Consider the following 22,060-nt stretch of genomic DNA (forward strand, 5'->3'; position numbering starts at 1 on the left):
CGTTCGGGCTGGCGTCCACATGGGCCGGCAAGGGGGAAAGTGTTGCGGGGCAAGGAGGAGCGGGCGGGGGCCTAGCACATGTGCCCGGGCCGCACGCAATCGCCGTACCGCGTGCGGGGGCCCGGAGCGGCCGCCGGTAGCCTCTTGGCCGTGTCCGTGTCCTCGTCCAGTTCCCAGGTGCCGGAAAGCCCGGTGAAAGCGGTCCCCGCGCCGCCCCGCCCGGCGCGCATCGACCCGGTCCCGCTGGCGACGCTGCTCGCCAGGGCGGACGCTCGCCTGATCGCGGAGAGCCCCGACGCGGCCGAGCTGACCGTCACCGGCACCACGCTGCGCGCGCAGCACGTGCTGCCCGGTGACCTCTTCGCCGCGCTCCCGGGCGCCCGTGCCCACGGCGCCGACTTCAGCGACCAGGCCGTCGCGGCCGGGGCCGTCGCCGTCCTCACCGACGCCGCCGGTGCCGAGCGGCCCGCCCTGCGCGACGCCGGCGTGCCGATCCTGGTCCACGCCGACCCGCGCGCGGCCCTGGGCGAGATCGCCGCCTGGATCTACGGCGAGCCGTCCCTCAAGCTGGCCGTCCTCGGCGTCACCGGCACCTCCGGCAAGACCACCACGTCCTACCTCGTCGACGCCGGCCTGCAGGCGGCCGGGCTGACCACCGGCCTGATCGGCACGGTGGAGACCCGGATCGCCGGCGAACGCCTGGTCAGCGGGTTCACCACGCCCGAGGCGCCGGACCTGCAGGCGCTGCTCGCGGTGATGCTCGAACGCGGCGTCACGCACGTGCCGATGGAGGTCTCCAGCCACGCCCTGGCGCTGGGCCGGGTCAACGGCACCCGGTTCTCCGTCGGCGCCTTCACGAACCTCTCCCAGGACCACCTGGACTTCCACAAGGACATGCAGGAGTACTTCGAGGCGAAGGCCCTGCTGTTCGACGGCCGCTCGACGCACGAGGTCGTCGTGGTCGACAGCGCGTGGGGCCAGGCCCTGCTCACGCCGCAGACGATCACCGTCACGACCGACCCCGGCACCGACGCCCTGTGGAAGGCCACCGACCTGGAGGCCACCCCGCAGGGCGAGCAGACGTTCACCCTGCACGGCCCGGGCGGCGTCCGCGCTGCGGCCCGGATCCCGCTGCCCGGCGAGTTCAACGTCGCCAACGCCGTGCTCGCCGCCGCGATCCTCGGCACCGCGGGCGTGTCGCTGGAGCACATCGTCACCGGCCTCGCCCAGGTGCAGGTGCCGGGCCGGATGGAGCGGGTCTACGTCGGCCAGGAGTTCACCGCCGTCGTCGACTACGCCCACAAGCCGGCCGCGGTCGCCCAGGGCCTGGACGCGCTGCGGGCCCGCACCGAGGGGCGGATCATCACCGTGCTCGGCTGCGGCGGCGACCGGGACACCGCCAAGCGCCCGATGATGGGCGAGGCCGCGGCCCGCCGCAGCGAGGTCCTGATCGTCACCGACGACAACCCGCGCTCCGAGGACCCGGCGGCGATCCGCGCCGCCATGCTGGCCGGCGCCCGCGCGGTCGGTCCCGCCGAGGGCGGCGAGGTCATCGAGATCGGTGACCGCCGCGAGGCCATCGCGCACGCCGTTTCCCTGGCCGAGCCGGGCGACATCGTTTTCCTCGCCGGCAAGGGGCACGAGTCCGGCCAGGAGGCCGGCGGTGTCGTGCACCCGTTCTCCGACCGCGACGAGCTGGCCGCGGCCATCCGCAACAAACTCGAGGTGAGTGTGTGATCGTGCTCAGCCTGGCCGAGATCGCCGACGTCGTCGGCGGCCGGCTGCACCGCGCCGAGCCGGGCGCGCAGGTGACCGGCACCGTGGAGTTCGATACCCGGAAGCTCACCCCCGGCGGCCTGTTCGCCGCCCTGCCGGGGGAGAAGGTCGACGGCCACGACTTCGCCGCGCAGGCCGTCGAGGCCGGCGCGGTGGCCGTGCTGGCCGCCCGCGAGGTCGACGCGCCCGCGATCGTCGTGCCGCCGCTGCCGGCGGGCGAGGCCCACGAGCGGTCGGTCGCGCTGACCGGCGACAAGGACGGCTCCGGCGCCGCGGTGCTGGCCGCGCTGGCCAAGCTCGCCCGGCACGTCGTCCAGCGCCTGGCCGAGGGGACCCTGACGGTCGTGGGGGTCACCGGCTCGTCCGGCAAGACCTCGACCAAGGACCTGATCGCGCAGCTGCTCGAGCCCCTGGGCCCGACGATCGCGCCGCCCGGGTCGTTCAACAACGAGCTGGGCCACCCGTGGACGGCGTTGCGCGCCGACGCCGGGACCCGCCACCTCGTGCTGGAGCTGTCCGCGCGCGGGCCCGGGCACATCGCCCACCTCGCCGAGATCGCCCCGCCGCGGATCGGTGCGGTGCTCAACGTCGGCAGCGCGCACGTCGGCGAGTTCGGCTCGCGCGAGGGCATCGCGAAGACCAAGGGCGAGCTGGTCGAGGCCCTGCCCGAGGACGGCGTCGCGGTGCTCAACCTCGACGACCCGCTGGTCGCGGCCATGGCGAGCCGCACGAAGGCCCGCGTGGTGTTCTTCGGCGAAAGCGCGTCCGCGCAGGTCCGGGCGACCGGAATCACCCTCGACGATCAGGCCCGCGCGTCCTTCCGGCTGGTCACCCCGGCCGGGGAGGCCGACGTCCAGCTGCCGCTGCACGGTGAGCACCACGTGAGCAACGCGCTCGCCGCCGCCGCGATCGCCCTGGAGCTGGGCTCGTCGCCGGACGAGATCGCCGCGCGGCTGTCCGCCGCCGAGCGGCGCTCGGCGCGCCGGATGGAGGTCGTCACCCGCGAAGACGGCGTCACGATCCTCAACGACTCGTTCAACGCCAACCCCGAGTCGATGCGGGCCGGTCTGAAGGCCCTCGCGGCGATGACGCGGGACACCGGCCGCCGGTCCTGGGCCGTGCTCGGCGTGATGGGCGAGCTCGGCGCCGACTCGGTCAACGCCCACGACGAGATCGGCAGGCTCGTCGTCCGGCTCAACATCTCGAAGCTCGTCGTCATCGGCCCTGAGGCGGCGGCCATGCACCAGGGGGCGCACCAGGAAGGCTCCTGGGGCGAGGAGTCCACTTTGGTACCCGACGTCGAGGCCGCCGTCGCCCTGCTGCATGATCAGCTCCGCCCCGGGGACGTGGTGCTGGTCAAGGCCTCCAAGGCGGCCGGCCTCTGGCGGGTCGCGGAAGCCCTGCTCGAACCCCGGGAAACCGACAACTCCGAGAATCGCTCGAACGGTGGTGACGCGTGATCAGCATCCTGATCGCGGCCGCGGCGGGCCTGCTGATCTCCATCCTGCTCACGCCCTACCTGATCCGGGTCTTCTCCCGGCAGGGCTTCGGCCAGGAGATCCGCGAGGAAGGCCCCCAGGGACACAAGTCCAAGCGCGGTACCCCGACCATGGGCGGTGTCGCGATCATCATCGCGATGGTCGTCGGGTACTTCGCCGCGCACCTGATCAACTGGATGTTCAACTCCCGCAGCGGCGCGCCGACGGCGTCGGGGCTGCTCGTCCTGATGCTCGCGGTGGGCCTGGGGATCGTCGGGTTCCTCGACGACTTCATCAAGATCCGCAAGCAGCGCAACCTGGGGCTGAACAAGACCGCGAAGCTGGTCGGGCAGCTGGTGGTCACCATCGCGTTCGCGGTGCTGGTGCTGAACTTCCCGAACGAGCACGGCATCACGCCGGCGTCGGAGAGCCTCTCCTACGTCCGCGACCTCGCGCTGATCACCTTCCCCTCGGTGATCTTCGTGATCTTCTGCTACATCGTGATCTCCGGCTGGTCGAACGCGGTGAACTTCACCGACGGGCTCGACGGCCTGGCCGGCGGCGCGGCGGCGATGGTGCTGGCCACCTACGTCGTCATCTCGTTCTGGCAGGAACGGCTGTCCTGCGCCAACGCGCCGGCCGCCGCCTGCTACGACGTCCGCGACCCGCTGGACCTGGCCGTGGTCGCCGCCGCGGCGACCGGCGCCTGCGTCGGGTTCCTCTGGTGGAACGCGGCCCCGGCGAAGATCTTCATGGGCGACACCGGTTCCCTGGCCCTCGGCGGCCTGGTGGCCGGGCTGTCCATGACGACCCGCACCGAGCTGCTCGCCATCGTCATCGGCGGCCTGTTCATGGTCGAGATGATCTCGGTGGTCGCGCAGATCGCGGTGTTCCGGACGACCCGGCGGCGGCTGTTCCGGATGGCGCCGTTCCACCACCACTTCGAGCTGGCCGGCTGGGCCGAAACCACGGTGATCATCCGGTTCTGGCTGCTCTCGGCGATCTGCTGCATGTTCGGCCTCGGCCTGTTCTACAGCGAGCAGCTGGGCCTCGGCGGCTGACATGGATGTTGCCGGTCGTCACGTACTCGTCGCCGGGGCCGGGGTCACGGGCAAGTCCGTGGTGCCGGTGCTGGTCGAGCTGGGCGCGCGCGTCACCGTCACCGACGGCAACGCCGAGCGCCTGGCCGAGCTGGACGGCCTCGGCGCCGAGCTGGTGCCGGGCCTGACCGAGCCGCCTTCGGACGTCGTCCTCGTCGTCACCAGCCCCGGCTGGCGGCCGACGTCGCCGCTGCTGGTGGCCGCGGCCGAGGCGGGTGTCGAGGTGATCGGCGACGTCGAACTGGCCTGGCGGGTCGGGCAGCTGCGCGAGCACCCGCCGTGCTGGCTGGTGATCACCGGCACCAACGGCAAGACGACCACCGCCGGCATGCTGGAGTCGATCCTCAAGGCCGCCGGTGCCAACGCCGTGGCCTGCGGGAACATCGGGTACGCGGCGCTCGACGCGGTCCGCGCGGGCTACGACGTGCTGGCCGTCGAGCTGTCGAGCTTCCAGCTGCACTGGTCCTCGACGCTGGCCCCGGACGCGGCCGTGGTGCTGAACCTGGCCGAGGACCACATCGACTGGCACGGCTCGATGGCGGAGTACGCGGCCGCGAAGGGCCGCGTCTACACCCGCGCCAAGGTAGCCGTGCACAACGCCGACGACGACTGGTCCACCCGGATCGCCGCCGAGCACGCGCCCGAGAGCGCCCGCCGCGTCGGCTTCCAGCTCGACACCCCGCGCGCCGGGGAACTCGGCGTGGTCGAGGACCTGCTGGTCGACCGCGCTTTCGTGGCCGACCCGGCGAACAGCGCCGAAGCACTGGCCACGTTGACGGACGTCCGCCCGGCGGGCCCGCACAACGTCGCGAACGCCCTCGCCGCGGCCGCGCTGGCCCGCGCCCACGGCGTCACGCCCGAGGCCGTGCTGAAGGGCCTGCGCGAGTACCAGCCGGCCCCGCACCGGGCCGTCGAGGTCGCCGAGGTGGCCGGCGTGCGGTACGTCAACGACTCGAAGGCGACCAACCCGCACGCGGCCGCCGGGTCCCTGCGCGCGCACGAGTCGATCGTGTGGATCGCCGGGGGCCAGCTCAAGGGCGCCTCGGTCGACGAACTGGTGAGCAGCATCTCGGGCCGCCTCCGCGGGGTTGTGCTCCTCGGCGTGGATTCACCCGTGATCGCCGCCGCGGTTGCGCGACACGCGCCGGATGTCCCGGTGAACAGCCTCCGTCCGGGTGACGATGAACCCATGACTGCGGCGGTGAATGCGGCCAGCGCGATGGCCCGACCCGGTGACGTGGTGCTGCTGGCACCCGCCGCGGCGTCGTTGGACATGTTCTCGAGCTACGGCGAGCGCGGCGACGCGTTCGCCGCGGCCGTGCGTGTCCTCCGCGACGACGCAGCGGGGGAGCCGAGTGACGACAGCTGAAAACAAGCCGGAACCGCCGCCGAAGCGGCCGCGCCGCGAGCGCAAGGAGAGCGGCTTCGTCGCCTTCCGGACCGCGCTGACCGCGTGGCTTTCGCGGCCGCTGGCGTCGTTCCACCTGGTGCTCGCCCTCACCGGCGTGCTCACCGTCATCGGCATCGTCATGGTGCTCTCGGCGTCGTCGGTCGCCTCCTACAACCCGAAGACCGGCAGCGGCGTGTACTCGCTGTTCATCAAGCACCTGGTGTTCGTCGCGCTCGGCTCGGTCGTGTTCTGGCTGGGCCTGCGGGTCAAGCTCGAGCGGATCCGGCGGATGTCGGCCACCGCAACGGTGATCTGCCTCGGCCTGCTGGTGCTCGTGCTCACCCCGCTCGGCTCGGAGGTCAACGGCTCGCAGGGCTGGTTCAAGATCGGCGAGTTCACCTTCCAGCCGGTCGAAGCCGCGAAGGTCGCACTGGCCTTCTGGGGCGCCCACATCCTGGTGATCAAGTACAACGTCATCCACCAGTGGCGGCACCTGCTGGTGCCGGTGGTGCCGATCGCGCTGCTGATGTTCGCCCTGGTCATGCTGCAGCCCGACCTCGGCGGCACGGTCACCCTGGCGGTGGTGCTGCTGGCGCTGCTGTGGTTCGCCGGCGCCCCGAAACGGCTGTTCGGCGTCATCCTCGCCGGTGGCCTGGCCGGGGTGCTCGTGCTGGCCGTCATCGCGCCCTACCGGCTCGCCCGGGTCATGTCGTTCCTCTCGCCGGACGCCGACGTCAGCGCCGAGGGCTTCCAGGCCAACCAGGCCAAGCTCGCGCTGGCCGACGGCGGCTTCCTCGGCAAGGGGCTCGGCCAGGGCACGTCCAACTGGGGCTACCTGCCGAACGTGCAGAACGACTTCATCTTCGCCCTGATCGGCGAGGAGCTCGGGCTGATCGGCTGCGTCGTGGTGCTCGTCCTGTTCGGCGGGGTCGCCGTCGTCGGGCTGCGGATCGCCACCCGCAACATCGACCCGTGGATCCGGATCGTCTCCGGCACGCTGACCGTGTTCCTGGTGGCGCAGGCCGGCATCAACATCGGCTACGTCGTCGGCCTGCTGCCGGTCACCGGCGTCACGCTGCCGCTCATCTCCTACGGTGGCACCTCGCTGGTGATCACCATGCTCATCATGGGCGTGCTCGCGAACGCCGCCCGGCACGAACCGGAGGCGGTGGCCGCGCTGCGCACGCAGGGGCCGGGTAAATTCGGGCGTCTGCTGCGGCTGCCCGCGCCCGACCCGTACCGTCCGCCCGCCACGCGCAAGGGGGCGGGGCGCAGTGGGGCGAAGGCGGCCCGGCCGGCGCCCCGTGCGGCCCGGCCCGCCCCGGCGCAGGAACGACGCAGGTCGGTCCGCGAGCCGGTGCGCCGCAGCGCGGCACGGACGAGCACGGCCACGTCTCGCGGCGGGGCCGCGCGGACAACAGCGAGCCGTGGTACCCGGAGTACCGCGAACCGGAGAGGTCATAGGTGAGTAAGCCCGTCAAGGGAACCGAGCGAGCCGCCACGGGCAAAGCGCCGGTGGTCGTGGTCGCCGGAGGTGGCACCGCAGGACACATCGAACCCGCCCTCGCCCTGGCCGACGCCGTCATGCGGCTGCGCCCGGACGCGAAGGTCGTCGCCCTCGGCACCGAGCGCGGCCTGGAGAACAAGCTCGTCCCGGCCCGCGGCTACCCCCTCGAGCTGATCCCGCCGGTGCCGCTGCCCCGCAAGCCGACGCCGGAGCTGGTGAAGCTGCCGCTGAAGGTCCGCGACTCGGTGCGCAAGACCCGCGAGGTGCTGGAGCGCGTCGGCGCGGACGTCGTCGTCGGCTTCGGCGGGTACGTCGCGCTGCCCGCCTACCTGGCCGCGCGCGGGCGCGTGCCGATCGTCGTGCACGAGGCCAACAAGTCGGCCGGCCTGGCCAACAAGGTCGGTGCGCGGTTCGCTCGCCGGGTGGCGGTCGCCGTTCCGGGGACGACGCTGCCGAACGCCGAGGTGGTCGGGATCCCGCTGCGGCGGTCGATCACGGCCCTGGACCGGGCCGCGCTGCGGGCCGAGGCGCGCGAGTTCTTCGGCCTGGACCCGGACGCGCCGACGCTGCTGGTCTTCGGCGGTTCGCAGGGCGCGCAGTCGATCAACGCCGCGGTGTCCGGCGCGGCGAAGGACCTCGCGGACGCCGGGGTCGGCGTCCTGCACGCGCACGGGCCGAAGAACACCCTGGTCGTGCAGGAGTTCCCGGGCAAGCCGGCGTACGTGCCGGTGCCGTACCTGGAGCGGATGGACCTGGCCTACGCCGCGGCCGACGTCGCGATCTGCCGGTCGGGCGCGATGACCGTCGCCGAGGTGACCTCGGTGGGGCTGCCCGCGGTGTTCGTCCCGCTGCCGATCGGCAACGGCGAGCAGGCCACCAACGGCCGTCCCGCGGTCGACGCCGGGGCCGCGCTGATGATCGACGACGCCGAGCTGAGCCCGGCCAAGGTCGCCGAGCTGGTCGTCCCGCTGGTCACCGACGCCGACCGCGTCGCGAAGATGGGCGCGGCGGCGGTCGGCATGGGCCACCGCGAGGCCGACGAGACCCTCGCCCGGATCGTCTTGGAGGCTGCCGGTGCTTGAGTTGCCTGAGGAACTGCGCCGGGCGCACCTGATCGGGATCGGCGGGGCCGGGATGTCCGGGATCGCGCGGATCCTGCTGGCCCGCGGGGCTTTCGTGTCGGGTTCGGACGCCAAGGAGTCGCGCGCGCTGCTGTCGCTGCGTGCCCAGGGTGCCGAGCTGTTCGTCGGCCAGGCGGCCGCGAACATCTCCGCGCTTTCCGAGCCGCCGTCGGCCGTGGTCGTCTCGACGGCGATCAAGGAGACCAACCCCGAGCTCGCGGCGGCGCGGGCGGCGGGCATCCCGGTGCTGCACCGGGCGCAGGCGCTGGCCGGGCTGATGGAGGGCCACCGGGTCGCCTGCATCGCGGGCACGCACGGCAAGACGTCGACGACGTCGATGCTCACCGTGGCGCTGCAGCACTGCCGGCTCGACCCGTCGTTCGCCATCGGCGGCGACCTCAACGAGTCCGGCGCGAACGCCCACCACGGCGAGGGCGGTGTGTTCGTCGCCGAAGCCGACGAGAGCGACGGCTCGTTCCTGACCTACTCGCCGTCGGTCGCGGTCGTGACGAACGTCGAGCCGGACCACCTGGACCACCACGGCACGGCCGAGGCCTACACGAAGGTGTTCACCGAGTTCGTGAGCCGGATCGTGCCGGGCGGGCTGCTGATCGTCTGCGCCGACGACGCCGCGGCGGACGAGCTAGGGTCACAGGCCGCGGAGCTGGGCGTCCGGGTCCGCCGCTACGGCCGCACGGCCACCGACGCGCGGGTGCTGGACTACGTCCCGGCGCCGGACGGCGGGGTCGTGCGGCTCGAGCTGGACGGGACCGAGGTTTCGGTGCGCGTCGCCGTGCCGGGCGAGCACATGGCGCTGAACGCGGTCGCGGCCCTGCTGGCCGGGATCGAGCTCGGGGCGCCGGTCGAAGGCATGGTCGAGGGGCTCGCGGCGTTCGGCGGGGTGCGGCGGCGGTTCGAGTTCAAGGGCCGGGCCGGCGACGTGCGGGTGTACGACGACTACGCCCACCACCCGACCGAGGTGGCCGCGCAGCTGCGCGCGGTGCGGACGGCGGCCGGGTCCGGGCGGGTGATCGTGGTCTTCCAGCCGCACCTGTACTCGCGGACCAAGACCTTCTCGGCGGAGTTCGCTTCCGCGCTGTCGCTGGCCGACGAGGTCGTGGTGCTGGACGTCTACGGCGCGCGCGAGGAGCCCGAGCCGGGCGTCACCGGCGCGCTGATCGCGGACCAGGTGACCGCGTCGGTGCACTACGAGCCCGCGTTCGACGTCGCGGCGCCGCTGGCGGCCGGGCTGGCCAAGCCCGGCGACCTCGTGGTGACCATGGGCGCCGGCGACGTCACGCAGCTGGGGCCGGAAATCCTCGCCGAGCTGGACAAGCGCTGAGGCCATGAGTCCGACCAGGGAACGTCGTCCGCCGTCCGCCTCCTCCGCGGAAGAGGATCGCGCGTCCCTGGCCCGGCAACGACGGGGGCGGCGCTCCGAGGAGGAGCGCCGCCGGACCCGCGCCGCGCGTGCCAAGCCGTCGCCGCGCAACCGGCCCAACCGGCAGGCGGAGATCCGCCGCCGGTGGGTCGCGCTGCTGTCCGTGCTCACCGTGGTGGCCCTGGTCTACCTGCTCTTCTTCAGCTCGATGCTCGGGGTGCAGGACGTCTCGGTCAGCGGGGCCCGCACGGTGCCGGCCGACCAGATCCGCGCGGTGGCGGCGGTGCCGGCGGACAAGCCGATGCTGCGGCTGAGCACCGACGAGATCCGCGACCGGGTGGCGGGGATGCCGGGCATCGCGACGGTCGAGGTGTCCCGCTCGTGGCCGAACACGGTCGAGATCACGGTGACCGAGCGGACGGCGATCGCGTTCTTCGACAGCGGCCCGGGCGGCGACGGCGTCCACCTCGTCGACGGCGGGGGCGTGGTGTTCAAGACGGTCGCGGCGCGCCCGCCGGGCCTGCCGGAGCTCAAGCTGCCGAAGGTGTCGGCCGACGACCCGGTGACCCGCGCGGTGACGGCGGTGCTCGGGGTCATCCCGGAGCAGCTCCTCAAGCAGGTCACGACGGCGACGGCGAAGACACCGGCGAGCGTGGAGTTCACGCTGGCCAACGGAAAGATCGTCCGCTGGGGGACGGCGGAGCAGACGGACCGCAAGGCGAAGGTCCTGGCCGCCCTCCTCACCCAGGACGGCAAGGTCTACGACGTCGCGGCACCGGAACTGCCGACCATCACCTCCTGACCGACCTTCCAGGTACGCAGGCTGACCCTCAGGGTACGCAGGTTGGTCTCCTTCTTGGGGTTGGCAAACCGTGTGCGGCGGGTTCTCGTATGGCGTACGATCTCGTACGGCATACGAGAACGAGGGAGGACGCTCATGACGATCCTGGTGACCGGCGCGACCGGCAGCGTCGGCCGGCTGGTGGTCGACGAACTCGTCGCGGCGGGCGTGCCCGTGCGGGCGCTGACCGTCGATCCCGGACGCGCGAAGCTGCCGGCCGAGGCCGAGGTGGTCGTCGGGTCGCTGGCGAGGCCGTCGACCTTGCCGGTGGCGCTCGAGGGTGTCTCGGCGGTGTACCTGGCGCCGATGGCGCGGACCGTCCGGCGGTTCTGCGAACTGGCGGCCGACGCCGGGGTCGCGCGGGTCGTCGCGCTGTCGGGCAGCAGCGTGGGGGACGAGCACGAGGGGTCGAGCGGGCACGAGTACGCCGCCGTCGAAGCCGCCGTCCGGGACGCCGGGTTCGCCTGGACGTTCCTGCGGCCCGGCGTGTTCATGAACAACACGCTCGACTGGGCACCCATGGTCCGCGCGGGCGAGGTCGCGATGGCCTACGGCGACGCGACGCAGACGCCCATCGACCTCGGCGACATCGCCGCGGTGGCCGCCCGGGTGCTGACGTCCGAAGGGCACACGGGCGCCACCTACGTCCTCAGTGGACCGGAAGCGATCACCCTGCGCGGACAGGCCGAGACCCTGGGAACGGTACTGGGCAAGGAAATCCGGTTTCGCGAGCTGACCCCGGCCGAGCAGCGCGCGCAGTGGATCGGGTACGGCATCCCGGAAGACGCCGTCGGCTGGCTGCTCGAAGGCTTCGCGGAAACCCTGCGGCACCCGCAGGTGCCGACCGGTGTCGTCGAGGACCTGCTGGGCCGTCCGGGCACGACGTACGCGGAATGGGCCGAGGCGAACCGGGCGGTCTTCGCCTAGGCCGGCTGCCCGGCCGGCTCCCGCGTCCCCGTCCGCTCCGCGCCGATCCCGGCCGCCACGACGAACACCACGCCCGCCGCCGCGCTCGCGTCCGGGACCTGGTGGAGCACGAGGAACCCGATCAGCAGGGCGATCGCCGGTTCCAGGCTCATCAGCGTCCCGAACGCGGGAGCGGTCAGCCGTCGCAGCGCGAGCATTTCGAGCGTGAACGGCACCACCGGCAGCAGCACCGCGAGCCCGAGGCCGGTGACCAGCAGCGGCCACGTCAGGTGCTCGACCACGCCGGGCCCGTAGACGAGCGTCGCCACGATCCCCGCCACCGGCATCGACACCGCCAGCCCGCGCACGCCCGCCACCTCGTCACCGACCCGCTGCGTCAGCACGATGTAGCCGGCCCAGCAGGCGGCGGAGCCGAGCGCGCAGCCGATGCCCGCCAGGTCCGCGCCGCCCCGCCACGGCTGGGTCAGCAGCACCACCCCCGCCGCGGCGAGGGCGGGCCAAAGCCGACTGCGGCCACGGGTGGCGGCGACCGTCAGCGGTCCGAGGAACTCCAGCGCACTCGCCGTGCCGAGCGGCAGCCGGGCGGCGGCCTCCATGAACAGCATCGTCATCCCCGCGGTGACCACGCCCAGGGCGCAGCAGGCCGCGAAGGTGCTGCGCCGGAAGGAGGACGGACGCGGCCGGACCACGACGAGCAGCAGCACCCCGGCCCAGGCCAGGCGCAGCCACGCCGCGCCCTCGGGGCCGATGCGGTCGAACAGCCCGACGGACACGGCGAGACCGAGCTGGACGCAGAGCATGGCGGCGACGGCGAGGGTCGCTCCGGTGCGGGACGAGGAGGGCACGGCTCCAGCAAAGCCCACCGCGACCGTTCACGTCCACGTGGCAATCATGGACATTCCGTTCGTCATTCCTGGACAATGGCACCGTGGACACCCGCCGGCTCCGCTTCCTCCTCGAGCTGTCCCGGCACGGCTCGATGCGTGCGGTGGCGGACCTGCTCGGGACCACCACGTCCACGGTCTCGCAGCAGATCGCGGTGCTGGCCCGGGAAACCGGCGTGCCCCTCCTGGAACCGGACGGCCGGCGCGTGCGGCTCACCCCCGCGGGACGGCGCCTGGCCGAGCACGCCGTCACGATCCTGGCCGCCGTGGAGGCCGCCCGCGCCGACCTCGACCCGCACGCCGAGCCGGCCGGCACCGTGCGCGTCGCCGGGTTCGCCACCGCCGTGCGGCGCTCGCTGCTGCCGGCCGCGGCCGCGCTCGCCGCGCACCACCCGCGGGTCGAGCTGCAGATCAGCGAGTACGAACCGCCCGAGGCGTTCGCCGCGCTGCTGGCCGACGACATCGACCTCGCCCTCACCTACGACTACGAACTCGCCCCGGCGGGCACCGACGCGGCGGTCGAGGCGCGTCCACTGTGGACGGCGAAGTGGGGGCTCGCCGTGCCGGCCGCCGACGCGGCCCGGGTGCGCGGCGACGGGACGGTGGCGGTCTTCGGGGCGTTCCGCGACCACGGCTGGATCGTCAACTCCCGCGACAGCACGGACGGGGACGTGGTCCGCAGGCTGGCGGCGATGGCGGGGTTCGAGCCCCGCCTGACGCACCGCGCGGACACCCTCGAGCTGGTCGAGGACCTCATCGCGACCGGCCCGGCCCCGGCGGTCGGCCTGCTGCCGGCGGACCGTGCCACGCGGCCGGGGGTGACGCTGCTCCCGCTCGCAGGTCCGGACGTGCGGCAGCGTGCTTTCGCGTGCACGCTCCGGGGGCGGGAGGCGTGGCCGCCGCTGGCGTTGGTGCTGGGTCTGCTGGCCCGCTAGACGCGGGTGCGGGTCATCCCGGCCAGGCCGAGCAGCGGGAGCACGCCGGCGAACACGACGACCGCCGTCCAGCCGCCGAGGTGGTAGGCGATCGACCCGGCCTGGGAGCCGATGGCGCCGCCGACGAAGAACGTGCCCAGGTAGACGCTGTTGACGCGGGCGCGGGCCGCCGGGTCGAGCTGGTAGATCACGTGCTGGCCGGTGACCAGCGTCGCCTGGACCGCCGTGTCGATGGCGATCGCCGCGATCGCCAGCAGGATGACGCTGTGCGCGCCGAAACCGGCGAGCGCGAAGGCCGCCGCGCAGAGCACGAAGGCGCCCGCGGTGAGCCGGCGGCCGTGGCCGTGGTCCGACCACCGGCCGGCCAGCGGCGCCACCGCGGCCCCGGCCGCACCGGCCAGTGCGAAGAGGCCCACGCCGAGCTGGGAATAGTTGAAGGGCGGCGCGGTGAGGACGAACGCGATGGTCGTCCAGAACGCGCTGAAGGCGCCGAACATCGCCGACTGGTAGAGCGCCCGGTGGCGCAGCGGCGGGTGTTTCCGCGCCATGGCGAACGTCGAGCGGAGCAGTTCGCCGTAGCGGACGTCGGTCTTGGGCGCGCGCGGCGGCAGGATGAACCGCAGCACCAGGGCGAGCGCCGCCATCGCCCCGGCCGAGATCAGGAACACGACCCGCCAGCCGGTCACCGCGGCGAGCAGGCTGGCGACGACGCGCGAGAGCAGGATCCCGAACAGCAGCCCGCTGACGACCCGCCCGACGATCCGGCCGCGGATGGCGTCGGGGGAGATGTCGGCGGCGAACGGGATGAGGATCTGCACGACGACCGACGCCGCCCCGACGGCCAGCGAGGCGATGAGCAGCACGGCGAACCCGGGCGCGATGCCGGTGGCGACCAGTCCGGCGCAGGCGACCGCCAGCAGGGTCGCGACGAGGCCGCGGTTCTCGAGCCGGTCGCCCAGCGGCACGAGCAGCAGCATCCCGGCGGCGTACCCGATCTGCGTGGCGGTGACGACCCCACCGGCGGCGGCCTCGCCGATCCCGAAGGTCTGGCGCAGCTCGGCGAGCAGCGGCTGGGCGTAGTAGAGGTTCGCCACGGTCAGTCCACAGGAGACGGCCAGCAGCAGCACGAGCCAGCCGGGCGGGGCCTTCTGCTCGGTCTCGGTCATGTGCGCCCCCATCGTGGAACCGGTTTGATCGGTTCTCGACGGTACCAGTCAAACCGGTTCCGGCGTACTGTGACGCTTATGACGGACAGATTCCGCTCGGGAGCGGGGCGCCTGTGCCTCGACTTCATCCGGACGCTGCGGTACCGGGGCACCCCGTCGGAAACCGAGGAGCTGCCGGACGCGTCGGCGTGGGGCGCGTGGATCGACCGGTTCGGCCCGTTCGCCGCGCCGGTCCGGCCGGAGTCGGCCGACGAGGCCCGTGCCGTCCGCGAGGCGATTCACGAGCTGCTGACGACCTCGGTGCGCCCGTCGACGCGGCAGCGGCTGAACCGGGTCGCGGCGCTGCCGGTACCGGCGCCTTCCTTGACGCCGTCGGGTGAGTTGCGCTGGCAGGCCGCGGATCCCGCGTCGGCGATGCTCGCGCTGCTGGCGCGGGACGCGCTGGAGCTGGTCACGTCACCGGAGTTCGCGCGGGTCCGGAAGTGCGCGGGAGCCCGGTGCGGCGCGTTGTTCCTGGACACGTCCCGGCCGGGGACGCGGCGGTGGTGCTCGATGGGGGTTTGCGGGAACCAGGCGAAGAAGTCGACTTATCGAGCGAAGGTCACCACCGGTTTCCAGGCCTTGGGTGGCGCGGACGAGCCGGCGACGACGTTCAGCTCCTGAACCGCCGTCGCCGGCGTCGGCTCAGCTGGGGTCGGCGGGTTCGTAGAGGCTGAACGGCGTTCCCTGGTCGTCGTGGCAGTGGGCGATCCGGCCGACACCCGGGACCGTCTGCACGTCCTCGCTGCGCCCGCCGAGTTCGTGCAGCCGCTTGACCGAGGCGTCGACGTCTTCGGTGGCGAAGTAGACCCTCGGGTGGGTGAAACCGGGTTCGGCGGCCGTGATGGCACCGGCCGGGCCGTTGCCGATGACGTGGTAGTCGCCGCCGAACTCGCTGGTGTCCCAGCCGAACAGCGCGCCGTAGAACGTGCGCGCCTTGGCGGTGTCGGCGGCGGGGAGCTCGATCCAGTTGACCTGTCCGGGCATGTCGGTTCCTTCCGGTGCGTCGGTTGACTCACCCGAGGACGAACGGCGGCGGCGAGACTCGACAGGATCACACCCCGGCCGCCCGGCGGCCCGCCTCGAAGCTGGTCAAGGCGGCGCCGACCGCCGCGGCGACGGTGACCTCGAAGATCTCGTCTTCGCTGTGGCCGGCGGACCGGAGCCGCTCGATGTCGGCGTCGGTGATGCGGTGGGACGCCTCGCGGACGGTCTGCGCGTACGCCCGTAGGGGCTCGGGGAGCTCGTCGTCGAGCCGGGCGGCGACGTCGGCCAGCTCGGTGCGGGGGCCGTCGGCGAGCAGGAACCGCGGGAAGCGGTAGCCGAACCGGTGCAGGGACCGCGTCCCCGTCTCGAGCTGGCCGTCCCGGAGGACGAAGCCGAACGCGTTCGCGAGGCGGTTGACGACGTTCCACACCAGGTTCACGCGCAGCGCGTCGAGGACCGCCTGCCGGGGCAGGCCGGCGACGGCGGTGGCATCGACGTGGGCGGGGTCCCGGCTGACGTTCTCGAGGAACACCCGCACGGCGGCCAGTTCGGGACGCGCCGAAGCGGGGTCACCAGGGTCGATTTCACCGGTACCGGCGATCCGGGTGAGTTCGGCGTGCGTGACCGCGCAGAACGGGCACTCGTGCACCTGGGCGGTGGCCATGGCGAGGTATTCGCGTTCACCGGCGGTCCAGTACGACGGCCCGCGCATCGCGTCCGCGGTGAGTTCGAGCAGCGGGCGGCTGCCGAACCCGGGCCGGTACAGCAGCATCTTGACGATGTCGGGACTGTCCACTCCGGACGATCTGGAGGTCAGTGCGAGGAACAGCTTGGCGCGGCGGCGGTGGCCGTTGTCGAGAACGGACAGTCTCATGTGGACTCCAAGGCGTGCAACCGGCCGGTGAGGTAGCGCCGGTCGGCCGGATTGGTGGCTAGGTCGTGGGCGCGCCGGTACGCGGCCGCGGCTTCGGTGGTGCGGCCGAGGCGGCGCAGGAGGTCGGCGCGGGCGGCGTGCAGCAGGTGGTAGCGGTCGAGGCCGCCGATCCGGTCGATGAGCGCGAGCCCCTCGGCCGGGGAGGTGGCCATCGCGACGGCGACCGCGTGGTTCAGCGCGACCACCGGGGACGGGTTCAGCTCCAGCAACCGGCCGTAGAGACCGGCGATGCCCGCCCAGTCCGTCCGGGCCGTGTCCGGTGCCTGGGCGTGCAGGACCGCGATGGCGGCCTGCAGCTGGTACGGCCCGGGTGCCCCGAGCCGCAGGGCCCGGTCGAGCAATCCGGCCGCTTCGGCGATCTCGGCGCGGTCCCAGCGCGTGCGGTCCTGGTCTTCGAGCAGGACGACGTCGCCGTCGGCGGTGTAGCGGGCCGCGGCGCGGGAGTCCTGGAGCAGGAGCAGGGCGGCCAGGCCGAGCGCTTCCGGTTCGTCCGGCATCAGGGTCGCGACGAGCTCGGCGAGCCGGATCGCCTCCTGCTGCAGCTCGCGGAACTCCGGCTGGTCCGGGACCGCGGTGTAGCCCTGGGTGAAGATCAGGTAGAGCACCGCGAGGACACCCGAGAGCCGCTCGGGCAGCAGGTGGTCCGCCGGGACGGCGAAGGCGATCCCGGCGTCGCGGATCTTGCGCTTGGCGCGCACCAGCCGCTGGGCCAGCGTGGGCTCGCCGACCAGGAACGTGCGGGCGATCTGCCCCGCGGTCAGCCCGGCGACGGCTTGCAGCGTCAGCGCGACGCGCGCTTCCTCGGCCAGTGCGGGGTGGCAGCAGGTGAAGATCAGGCTGAGCCGCTCGTCGCCCACGCCGAGCAGGCTCTCCGCGCCGGGATCCACGGTCGTCGCCTCCGGAGGTGCGTCGAGCTCGGCGAGTTTCTCCCGGCCGCGCCGGGCCCGGCGGAGCCGGTCGATCGCGCTGTTGCGGGCCGCGGTCAGCAGCCAGGCGACGGGGTCGTCCGGCCCGGCGTCGTCCCACTTGCGCAGGGCCAGCGCGCACGCCTCCTGCAGCGCGTCCTCGGCGAGTTCGAAGTCGCCCAGGACGCGGACCAGCGCGGCGAGCATCCGTGATCGGTGTTCGCGGTAGGCCGCCTGCAGGACGGGCGCGGCAGTCATGCGCCCGTCGTCGTCCGGTGGTTCAGGCCCGGCACGCCGGCCAGCGGCCGGACCTCGATGGTGCCCTGCGTGGCCATCGGACACAGCGCGGCCAGTTCCAGCGCCTCGTCGAGGTCGCGGCAGTCGAGGACGTAGGCGCCGCCGAGGTGCTCGTGGGTCTCGAGGAAGGGACCGTCGGTGATCAGCGTCTTGCCGTCGCGGACCGCCACGGTGGTCGCGGTGTGCTCGCCCTGCAGCGGGTGCGCGGCGACGAAGGCACCGCGCCGGCGGCATTCGTCGGCGAAGGCGTTCACCCTGGCCAGCGCCTCGGGGAAGCGCGGGTCGCCGGGTTCGGGGCGGTCGCAGTCGAAGATCAGCAGCATGTACTGCACGTGTCCTCCAGCTCGGACGGTGGTGCTCGCGTCGAAGAGGATGACGAACAGCGCAACCGTAACTCGACAGGCGGCGTCGCTCAGAACATCGTGTTGCCGTTGCGCGAGGTGGGCGGGATGATCTGCAGGACGTCCCAGTGCTCGACGATCTTCCCGGCTTCGTCGAAGCGGAAGATGTCGATGCCCGCGTAGTCCTCGCCGGGCCAGGTCTGGTGGCAGTGCAGGACGACGTGGTCGCCCTCGGCGAAGGCGCGCTTGAAGGTGACGTGCTTGCCGGGGTACTCGGCGGCCATGCGCTCGAAGTAGTCGACGAACGCCTGCTTGCCGTCCGCGACGTGCGGGTTGTGCTGGGTGTAGGTGTCGCCGGCGTAGCGGTCGATGGCCTCGGCGGGGCGGCACTGGTTGAACATCAGGTCGTAGAAGGCCTGGGCGGTGGCCTTGTTCTGCTCCGGATCGGTCACGGGTCTTCCTTGTCTCTTTCGGACGGCTCGTCGTCAAGCTAGCGGCGAAAATCCAGCCCAGGCGGATACGCTGGCGACCAGAGATGGCCAAAATCCGACAGATTCCCGAGATCTCCTTCACCGCCCCGGCCGGCACGCCCGCCGGGGTCGAGGTGCTGTCGCTGGCCGACCTGCGCCGCCGGGTGCCGGCCGAGGAGCTCGCCGTCCCGCGGCGGCCGGACTTCCACCACCTGCTCACCCTCACCGCCGGCCGGCTGCGGCACACGGCGGACTTCACCGGCTACACCCTCGAACCGGGCTCCTGGCTGTGGGTGCGTCCCGGCCAGGTCCACCAGTGGGGCGACCTCGGCCACGCCGAGGGCACGCTGATCCTGTTCCGGCCGGACTTCCCCGCCCCCGCCACCGCCGGGATCGACGACCCGCACGCCCCGGTCCTGCGCCGCCCGCTGCCGGAGGACGCCGCGGCCCTGGACCTGGCGGCCGGCCACCTCGCCGCCGAGTTCCACGCCCTCGGCCGGCTGCCCCTGGAGGTCCACACGGCGGTTCTGCGCCACCTGCTGGCCGTGCTCGTGCTGCGGCTGGCCCACCTGACCACCGGCCGCCCGGCTCCCGAGCCCGATCCCACGTACCTGCGGTTCCGCGACGCCGTCGAGCGGGACTTCGCCTGGACGCGCCGGGTGGAGGACTACGCGAGCGCCCTCGGCTACTCGGCCCGGACCCTCTCCCGGGCCACGCTCGCCGCGGCGGGGGTCGGCGCGAAGGAGTTCATCGATCGGCGCGTCGTCCTCGAAGCCCGGCGGCTGCTGGCCCACAGCGAGCACACCGCGGCCGGGATCGCCGTCCGGCTGGGGTTTCCCAGCGCGACGCACTTCAGCAAGTACTTCCGCGCCCGCACCGGGCAGACGCCGATCGGGTTCCGGGTCATGGTGCGGCAGCGGGGGTAAACCGATTGCCCGGGTGCGCCGGCGCAGCGATCATCGGCTGATGTACTCCGACGTGCGGCTGGACGAGGTGAAGTCCGGGCTTCGCCGCGCCTTCACGTGGCGCGGGGACCGCACGGACGAGCGCTGGTACGCCGACGTCACGGGCTGGTGGCGCCGGCCCGAGCTGCTGGCCGGCCTGGGGCCCGCGCTGGCGCGGCTGTTCGCCGACCGGCCGCCCACCGTCGTCCTCGGCCCGGAGGCCAGCGGGTGCCTGCTGGGACCGCTGGTCGCGCTCCACTTCGGCGTCGGGTTCGTCGAGGTGTGCAAGAACCGGGGGACGCCGGTCGACAGTGACGCCTGGCTGCGGCGGACGACCCCACCCGACTACCAGGACCGGCACCTCAGCCTCGGCTTCCGCCGCCGGCTGGTGGGCAGCGGCGACCGGGTGCTGTTCGTCGACGACTGGATCGAAACCGGCGGCCAGGCCCACGTCGCCCACCTGCTCACGCAGGACGCCGAAGCCACCTGGCTCGGCGCCGCGACCGTGGTCGACGCGCTGGACAGCGCCCGGGTGCGTCGGCACCTGAACGTGCGGTCCCTGCTGCACGTCCGGGAGCTCTGACGCGCGCCAACAGGGCTGCTGATGATCCCGTCGTAACATCAATGTGCGTGATGACAGATCTGCCCCTGGACCAGGTCAGGACGCTGCTGGCCGTCGTCGACGCCGGCACGTTCGACGCCGCCGCCGCCGTGCTGCACGTGACGCCGTCGGCGGTGAGCCAGCGGGTCAAGGCGCTCGAACAGCGGACCGGGAGCGTGCTGGTGACCCGCACGAAACCCGTGCGGGTCACCGGCTCCGGGCAGGTGGTGGTCCGGTTCGCGCGGCGGCTCGCGGCGCTCGAGCGGGACGCGCGAGCCGAGCTGGGCATGAGCGGCGAGCCCGTCCGGGTGCCGATCGCGGTCAACGCCGATTCGCTGTCCACCTGGTTCCTGCCGGCGCTCGCCGGCGTGGTCGCCGACCCGCCGATCTGCTTCGAACTGCACCGCGAGGACCAGGAGCACACCACCACCTTGCTGCGGGAGGGCCGGGTGATGGCGGCGGTGACGTCCTCGGCCACCCCGGTGCAGGGCTGCTCGGTGCGCCCGCTCGGCGCCCTGCGTTACCTCCCGCTGGCCAGCCCCGGGTTCGTGGCGCGGTGGGTGACCGGCGACCTGCGGGCGGACCTGTCCGCGGCACCGGTCGTCGTGTTCGACGACCACGACGACCTGCAGGACGCGTTCGTGCGGTTGCTCGGCGGGGCCGGGGCGAGCGCGCTGCGCCACCACGTCCCGGCGTCGGAGATGGTTGTCGCCGCGGTGGCGGCCGGCCTCGGGTGGGGCATGGTGCCGGAAGTGCAGGCGGCGCCGGGGCTGCGGGCCGGGACGCTGGTGCCGCTCGTGCGGGACCGGCCGGTGGACGTGCCGCTCTACTGGCAGCAGTGGAAACTGGACCTGCCCGCGCTGTCCACAGTGGCCGAAGCGGTCGCGGCCGCGGCGTCGTCGTCGTTGCGCGGCCCGGGTTCCTGAACCCGCACGGGTCAGTGTTCGCGCAGCAGCCGGCGGACGGCGGCCAGGTCGCCCTCGATCGCCAGCCGGCCGTCGTCGATCGCGCCGGCGAGGTGGGCGGGGCGTTCGAGCAGGGCGTTCAACGTCGGCGGATCGGTGCGGACCGTGGCGTCCGGGGCGGCGGGCTCGCCCGGCTCGACGGTGAGGCGGCCCGGCTCGGTGCGGACCGTCCACACGCGAGCGTCCAGTTCGAGGCGGTAGCACGCGGTGGCGCGCGGCCGGGCGGACTCGCGCAGGTACAGCAGCACGGAGACGGCCCCGAGCGATGCCGGCTCGGGGCGCGGGAGTCGCGCGCCCCACGCACCCAGCGCGAGCACGACCGGCTCCAGCTCGCGGCCTGGTTCCGTGAGCTGGTAGACGGTCGCCGCGGCCGGGGGCGGCAGCTTCCGGCGTGCCACGACGCCGTGGCCCTCGAGCTCGCGGAGCCGGTCGGTGACCAGGTTCGAGCTGGCGCCCGGCAGCGCGCGGCGGACGTCGGAGAACCGCTGCGGCCCGAGCAGCAGCTCGCGCACCACGAGCAGGGCCCAGCGCTCCCCGACGACGTCCAGCGCGCGGGCGATCGTGCAGGCGTCCCCGTAGCTGCGGCTCGTCGGCATGCTTTCAATCTACAACTGCGTGGTTGTTTTTAACAACTACACCGGCGTACGGTGGGCCGTGTCCGGACGTCGACGGGAAGGAACGGTCATGGGCCGACCGGTCGTGCACTTCGAAATCATCGGCACCGACCCGGCGCGGCTGCGCGGGTACTACGGCGAGCTGTTCGGCTGGGAGTTCGACACCTCCGGCCCGGTGTCGGAGCGGGTGTCGGAACCGGACGGCTACGGGTTCGTGGAAACGGACGGCATCCCGGGCGGCGTCGGCGGTGGTGCGGCCTACGAGCGGCACGTGGTGTTCTACGTGGGCGTCCCGGACGTCGCCGCGGCGCTCGCGGAGGCCGAACGCCTCGGCGGCACCCGCCGGATGGGGCCGGACCGCGCACCGGGGCGCGACCTGGTGGTGGCCCACTTCACCGACCCGGAGGGCAACCTCGTCGGCCTCGCGGGGCCGGCCTGACGGGCGCGCCGGAAACCG

Annotated in this window: 23 protein-coding genes; 15 read left to right on the forward strand and 8 right to left on the reverse strand. The window is 73.2% G+C overall.

Translation table 11 applies throughout. The features are described from left to right. Positions 1 to 192 precede the first annotated feature (192 nt). The 9 genes from IE317_RS28020 to IE317_RS28060 all read left to right on the forward strand — a co-directional run bounded on the left by IE317_RS28020 (position 193) and on the right by IE317_RS28060 (position 11,521). On the forward strand, positions 193 to 1,737 hold the full coding sequence (locus IE317_RS28020) for a UDP-N-acetylmuramoyl-L-alanyl-D-glutamate--2,6-diaminopimelate ligase (protein WP_191314368.1): 1,545 nt from the start codon (positions 193 to 195) through the stop codon (positions 1,735 to 1,737). After that, a complete protein-coding gene (locus IE317_RS28025) occupies positions 1,734 to 3,236 on the forward strand; it encodes a UDP-N-acetylmuramoyl-tripeptide--D-alanyl-D-alanine ligase (protein WP_191314338.1) in 1,503 nt (500 codons plus the stop codon). Before IE317_RS28020 ends, IE317_RS28025 begins: the two co-directional genes overlap by 4 nt. Continuing rightward, positions 3,233 to 4,315, forward strand: a complete 1,083-nt coding sequence (gene mraY, locus IE317_RS28030; protein ID WP_043785144.1) for a phospho-N-acetylmuramoyl-pentapeptide-transferase — start codon at positions 3,233 to 3,235, stop codon at positions 4,313 to 4,315. Before IE317_RS28025 ends, mraY begins: the two co-directional genes overlap by 4 nt. A 1-nt stretch (position 4,316) precedes the next feature. After that, positions 4,317 to 5,723, forward strand: a complete 1,407-nt coding sequence (gene murD, locus IE317_RS28035) for a UDP-N-acetylmuramoyl-L-alanine--D-glutamate ligase (RefSeq protein WP_191314339.1) — start codon at positions 4,317 to 4,319, stop codon at positions 5,721 to 5,723. Continuing rightward, entirely contained in the window at positions 5,710 to 7,212 is a 1,503-nt protein-coding gene (ftsW, locus tag IE317_RS28040) for a putative lipid II flippase FtsW (protein ID WP_191314340.1), read from the forward strand. Before murD ends, ftsW begins: the two co-directional genes overlap by 14 nt. Beyond that, entirely contained in the window at positions 7,209 to 8,333 is a 1,125-nt protein-coding gene (murG, locus tag IE317_RS28045; protein WP_191314341.1) for an undecaprenyldiphospho-muramoylpentapeptide beta-N-acetylglucosaminyltransferase, read from the forward strand. The genes ftsW and murG overlap by 4 nt, the downstream gene beginning before the upstream one ends. Further along, complete coding sequence (gene murC / locus IE317_RS28050) at positions 8,326 to 9,714, forward strand: UDP-N-acetylmuramate--L-alanine ligase (protein WP_191314342.1); 1,389 nt, start codon at positions 8,326 to 8,328, stop codon at positions 9,712 to 9,714. Before murG ends, murC begins: the two co-directional genes overlap by 8 nt. A gap of 4 nt (positions 9,715 to 9,718) precedes the next feature. Beyond that, complete coding sequence (locus IE317_RS28055; protein WP_191314343.1) at positions 9,719 to 10,555, forward strand: cell division protein FtsQ/DivIB; 837 nt, start codon at positions 9,719 to 9,721, stop codon at positions 10,553 to 10,555. A 135-nt stretch (positions 10,556 to 10,690) separates the two neighbouring features. Beyond that, positions 10,691 to 11,521 (forward strand): NAD(P)H-binding protein, encoded by an 831-nt coding sequence (locus tag IE317_RS28060; protein WP_191314344.1) that lies wholly within the window; start codon positions 10,691 to 10,693, stop codon positions 11,519 to 11,521. On the opposite strand, the gene IE317_RS28065 is transcribed toward IE317_RS28060, so the two are convergent. After that, positions 11,518 to 12,366, reverse strand: a complete 849-nt coding sequence (locus IE317_RS28065; protein ID WP_229902952.1) for an EamA family transporter — start codon at positions 12,364 to 12,366, stop codon at positions 11,518 to 11,520. The genes IE317_RS28060 and IE317_RS28065 overlap by 4 nt on opposite strands. Before the next feature lie 83 nt (positions 12,367 to 12,449). Between IE317_RS28065 and IE317_RS28070 the strand changes: the two genes are divergently transcribed. Next, on the forward strand, positions 12,450 to 13,340 hold the full coding sequence (locus IE317_RS28070) for a LysR family transcriptional regulator (RefSeq protein ID WP_191314345.1): 891 nt from the start codon (positions 12,450 to 12,452) through the stop codon (positions 13,338 to 13,340). Here the strand turns inward: IE317_RS28070 and IE317_RS28075 are convergent. After that, positions 13,337 to 14,506: an MFS transporter gene (locus IE317_RS28075; RefSeq protein WP_191314346.1), complete on the reverse strand. Its 1,170-nt coding sequence runs from the start codon at positions 14,504 to 14,506 to the stop codon at positions 13,337 to 13,339. The genes IE317_RS28070 and IE317_RS28075 overlap by 4 nt on opposite strands. A gap of 78 nt (positions 14,507 to 14,584) precedes the next feature. On the opposite strand from IE317_RS28075, the gene IE317_RS28080 reads away from it, so the two are divergent. Next, positions 14,585 to 15,169 (forward strand): CGNR zinc finger domain-containing protein, encoded by a 585-nt coding sequence (locus IE317_RS28080; RefSeq protein ID WP_229902953.1) that lies wholly within the window; start codon positions 14,585 to 14,587, stop codon positions 15,167 to 15,169. 21 nt (positions 15,170 to 15,190) lie between these two features. On the opposite strand, the gene IE317_RS28085 is transcribed toward IE317_RS28080, so the two are convergent. The 5 genes from IE317_RS28085 to IE317_RS28105 all read right to left on the reverse strand — a co-directional run bounded on the left by IE317_RS28085 (position 15,191) and on the right by IE317_RS28105 (position 18,461). Further along, positions 15,191 to 15,532 carry a VOC family protein gene (locus IE317_RS28085; protein ID WP_191314347.1) on the reverse strand — a complete coding sequence of 114 codons (342 nt, stop codon included), beginning with the start codon at positions 15,530 to 15,532 and terminating at the stop codon, positions 15,191 to 15,193. Positions 15,533 to 15,599: 67 nt separating this feature from the next. Further along, the gene (locus tag IE317_RS28090; RefSeq protein ID WP_191314348.1) at positions 15,600 to 16,406 is read right to left on the reverse strand and encodes a hypothetical protein; all 807 of its coding nucleotides are present in this window, start codon (positions 16,404 to 16,406) and stop codon (positions 15,600 to 15,602) included. Next, on the reverse strand, positions 16,403 to 17,629 hold the full coding sequence (locus tag IE317_RS28095) for an RNA polymerase sigma factor (RefSeq protein WP_191314349.1): 1,227 nt from the start codon (positions 17,627 to 17,629) through the stop codon (positions 16,403 to 16,405). The genes IE317_RS28090 and IE317_RS28095 overlap by 4 nt, the downstream gene beginning before the upstream one ends. Beyond that, positions 17,626 to 17,991 carry a YciI family protein gene (locus tag IE317_RS28100; RefSeq protein ID WP_444859549.1) on the reverse strand — a complete coding sequence of 122 codons (366 nt, stop codon included), beginning with the start codon at positions 17,989 to 17,991 and terminating at the stop codon, positions 17,626 to 17,628. The genes IE317_RS28095 and IE317_RS28100 overlap by 4 nt, the downstream gene beginning before the upstream one ends. Positions 17,992 to 18,080: 89 nt before the next feature. Beyond that, positions 18,081 to 18,461, reverse strand: coding sequence for a nuclear transport factor 2 family protein (locus IE317_RS28105; protein ID WP_191314351.1), 381 nt, complete (start codon positions 18,459 to 18,461; stop codon positions 18,081 to 18,083). An 83-nt stretch (positions 18,462 to 18,544) separates the two neighbouring features. Here IE317_RS28105 and IE317_RS28110 point away from each other — a divergent pair, with 83 nt between their 5' ends. From IE317_RS28110 to IE317_RS28120, 3 genes are read left to right on the forward strand one after another with little or no spacing between them, the layout of a single operon-like run. Continuing rightward, the gene (locus tag IE317_RS28110) at positions 18,545 to 19,405 is read left to right on the forward strand and encodes a helix-turn-helix transcriptional regulator (protein WP_191314352.1); all 861 of its coding nucleotides are present in this window, start codon (positions 18,545 to 18,547) and stop codon (positions 19,403 to 19,405) included. A gap of 40 nt (positions 19,406 to 19,445) precedes the next feature. Next, entirely contained in the window at positions 19,446 to 20,006 is a 561-nt protein-coding gene (locus IE317_RS28115) for a phosphoribosyltransferase family protein (protein WP_229902954.1), read from the forward strand. A 50-nt stretch (positions 20,007 to 20,056) separates the two neighbouring features. Beyond that, complete coding sequence (locus IE317_RS28120; RefSeq protein WP_191314353.1) at positions 20,057 to 20,950, forward strand: LysR family transcriptional regulator ArgP; 894 nt, start codon at positions 20,057 to 20,059, stop codon at positions 20,948 to 20,950. A gap of 11 nt (positions 20,951 to 20,961) precedes the next feature. On the opposite strand, the gene IE317_RS28125 is transcribed toward IE317_RS28120, so the two are convergent. Then, complete coding sequence (locus IE317_RS28125) at positions 20,962 to 21,585, reverse strand: winged helix-turn-helix transcriptional regulator (protein ID WP_191314354.1); 624 nt, start codon at positions 21,583 to 21,585, stop codon at positions 20,962 to 20,964. 88 nt (positions 21,586 to 21,673) lie between these two features. Here IE317_RS28125 and IE317_RS28130 point away from each other — a divergent pair, with 88 nt between their 5' ends. Beyond that, complete coding sequence (locus IE317_RS28130; RefSeq protein WP_191314355.1) at positions 21,674 to 22,042, forward strand: VOC family protein; 369 nt, start codon at positions 21,674 to 21,676, stop codon at positions 22,040 to 22,042. Positions 22,043 to 22,060 lie beyond the last annotated feature (18 nt).

The organism is Amycolatopsis bullii (genome assembly GCF_014654205.1).
Lineage (GTDB): Bacteria > Actinomycetota > Actinomycetes > Mycobacteriales > Pseudonocardiaceae > Amycolatopsis > Amycolatopsis plumensis.

What these genes read in the sequence shown, in the direction of transcription:
- murD (WP_191314339.1), top strand. Translation starts at nt 4,317, where the DNA reads ATGGATGTTGCCGGTCGTCACGTACTCGTCGCCGGGGCCGGGGTCACG.
- IE317_RS28055 (WP_191314343.1), top strand. Translation starts at nt 9,719, where the DNA reads ATGAGTCCGACCAGGGAACGTCGTCCGCCGTCCGCCTCCTCCGCGGAA.
- IE317_RS28060 (WP_191314344.1), top strand. Translation starts at nt 10,691, where the DNA reads ATGACGATCCTGGTGACCGGCGCGACCGGCAGCGTCGGCCGGCTGGTG.
- IE317_RS28075 (WP_191314346.1), bottom strand. Translation starts at nt 14,506, where the DNA reads ATGACCGAGACCGAGCAGAAGGCCCCGCCCGGCTGGCTCGTGCTGCTG.
- IE317_RS28080 (WP_229902953.1), top strand. Translation starts at nt 14,585, where the DNA reads ATGACGGACAGATTCCGCTCGGGAGCGGGGCGCCTGTGCCTCGACTTC.
- IE317_RS28085 (WP_191314347.1), bottom strand. Translation starts at nt 15,532, where the DNA reads ATGCCCGGACAGGTCAACTGGATCGAGCTCCCCGCCGCCGACACCGCC.
- IE317_RS28090 (WP_191314348.1), bottom strand. Translation starts at nt 16,406, where the DNA reads ATGAGACTGTCCGTTCTCGACAACGGCCACCGCCGCCGCGCCAAGCTG.
- IE317_RS28095 (WP_191314349.1), bottom strand. Translation starts at nt 17,629, where the DNA reads ATGACTGCCGCGCCCGTCCTGCAGGCGGCCTACCGCGAACACCGATCA.
- IE317_RS28100 (WP_444859549.1), bottom strand. Translation starts at nt 17,991, where the DNA reads ATGCTGCTGATCTTCGACTGCGACCGCCCCGAACCCGGCGACCCGCGC.
- IE317_RS28110 (WP_191314352.1), top strand. Translation starts at nt 18,545, where the DNA reads ATGGCCAAAATCCGACAGATTCCCGAGATCTCCTTCACCGCCCCGGCC.
- IE317_RS28115 (WP_229902954.1), top strand. Translation starts at nt 19,446, where the DNA reads ATGTACTCCGACGTGCGGCTGGACGAGGTGAAGTCCGGGCTTCGCCGC.
- IE317_RS28120 (WP_191314353.1), top strand. Translation starts at nt 20,057, where the DNA reads ATGACAGATCTGCCCCTGGACCAGGTCAGGACGCTGCTGGCCGTCGTC.
- IE317_RS28125 (WP_191314354.1), bottom strand. Translation starts at nt 21,585, where the DNA reads ATGCCGACGAGCCGCAGCTACGGGGACGCCTGCACGATCGCCCGCGCG.
- IE317_RS28130 (WP_191314355.1), top strand. Translation starts at nt 21,674, where the DNA reads ATGGGCCGACCGGTCGTGCACTTCGAAATCATCGGCACCGACCCGGCG.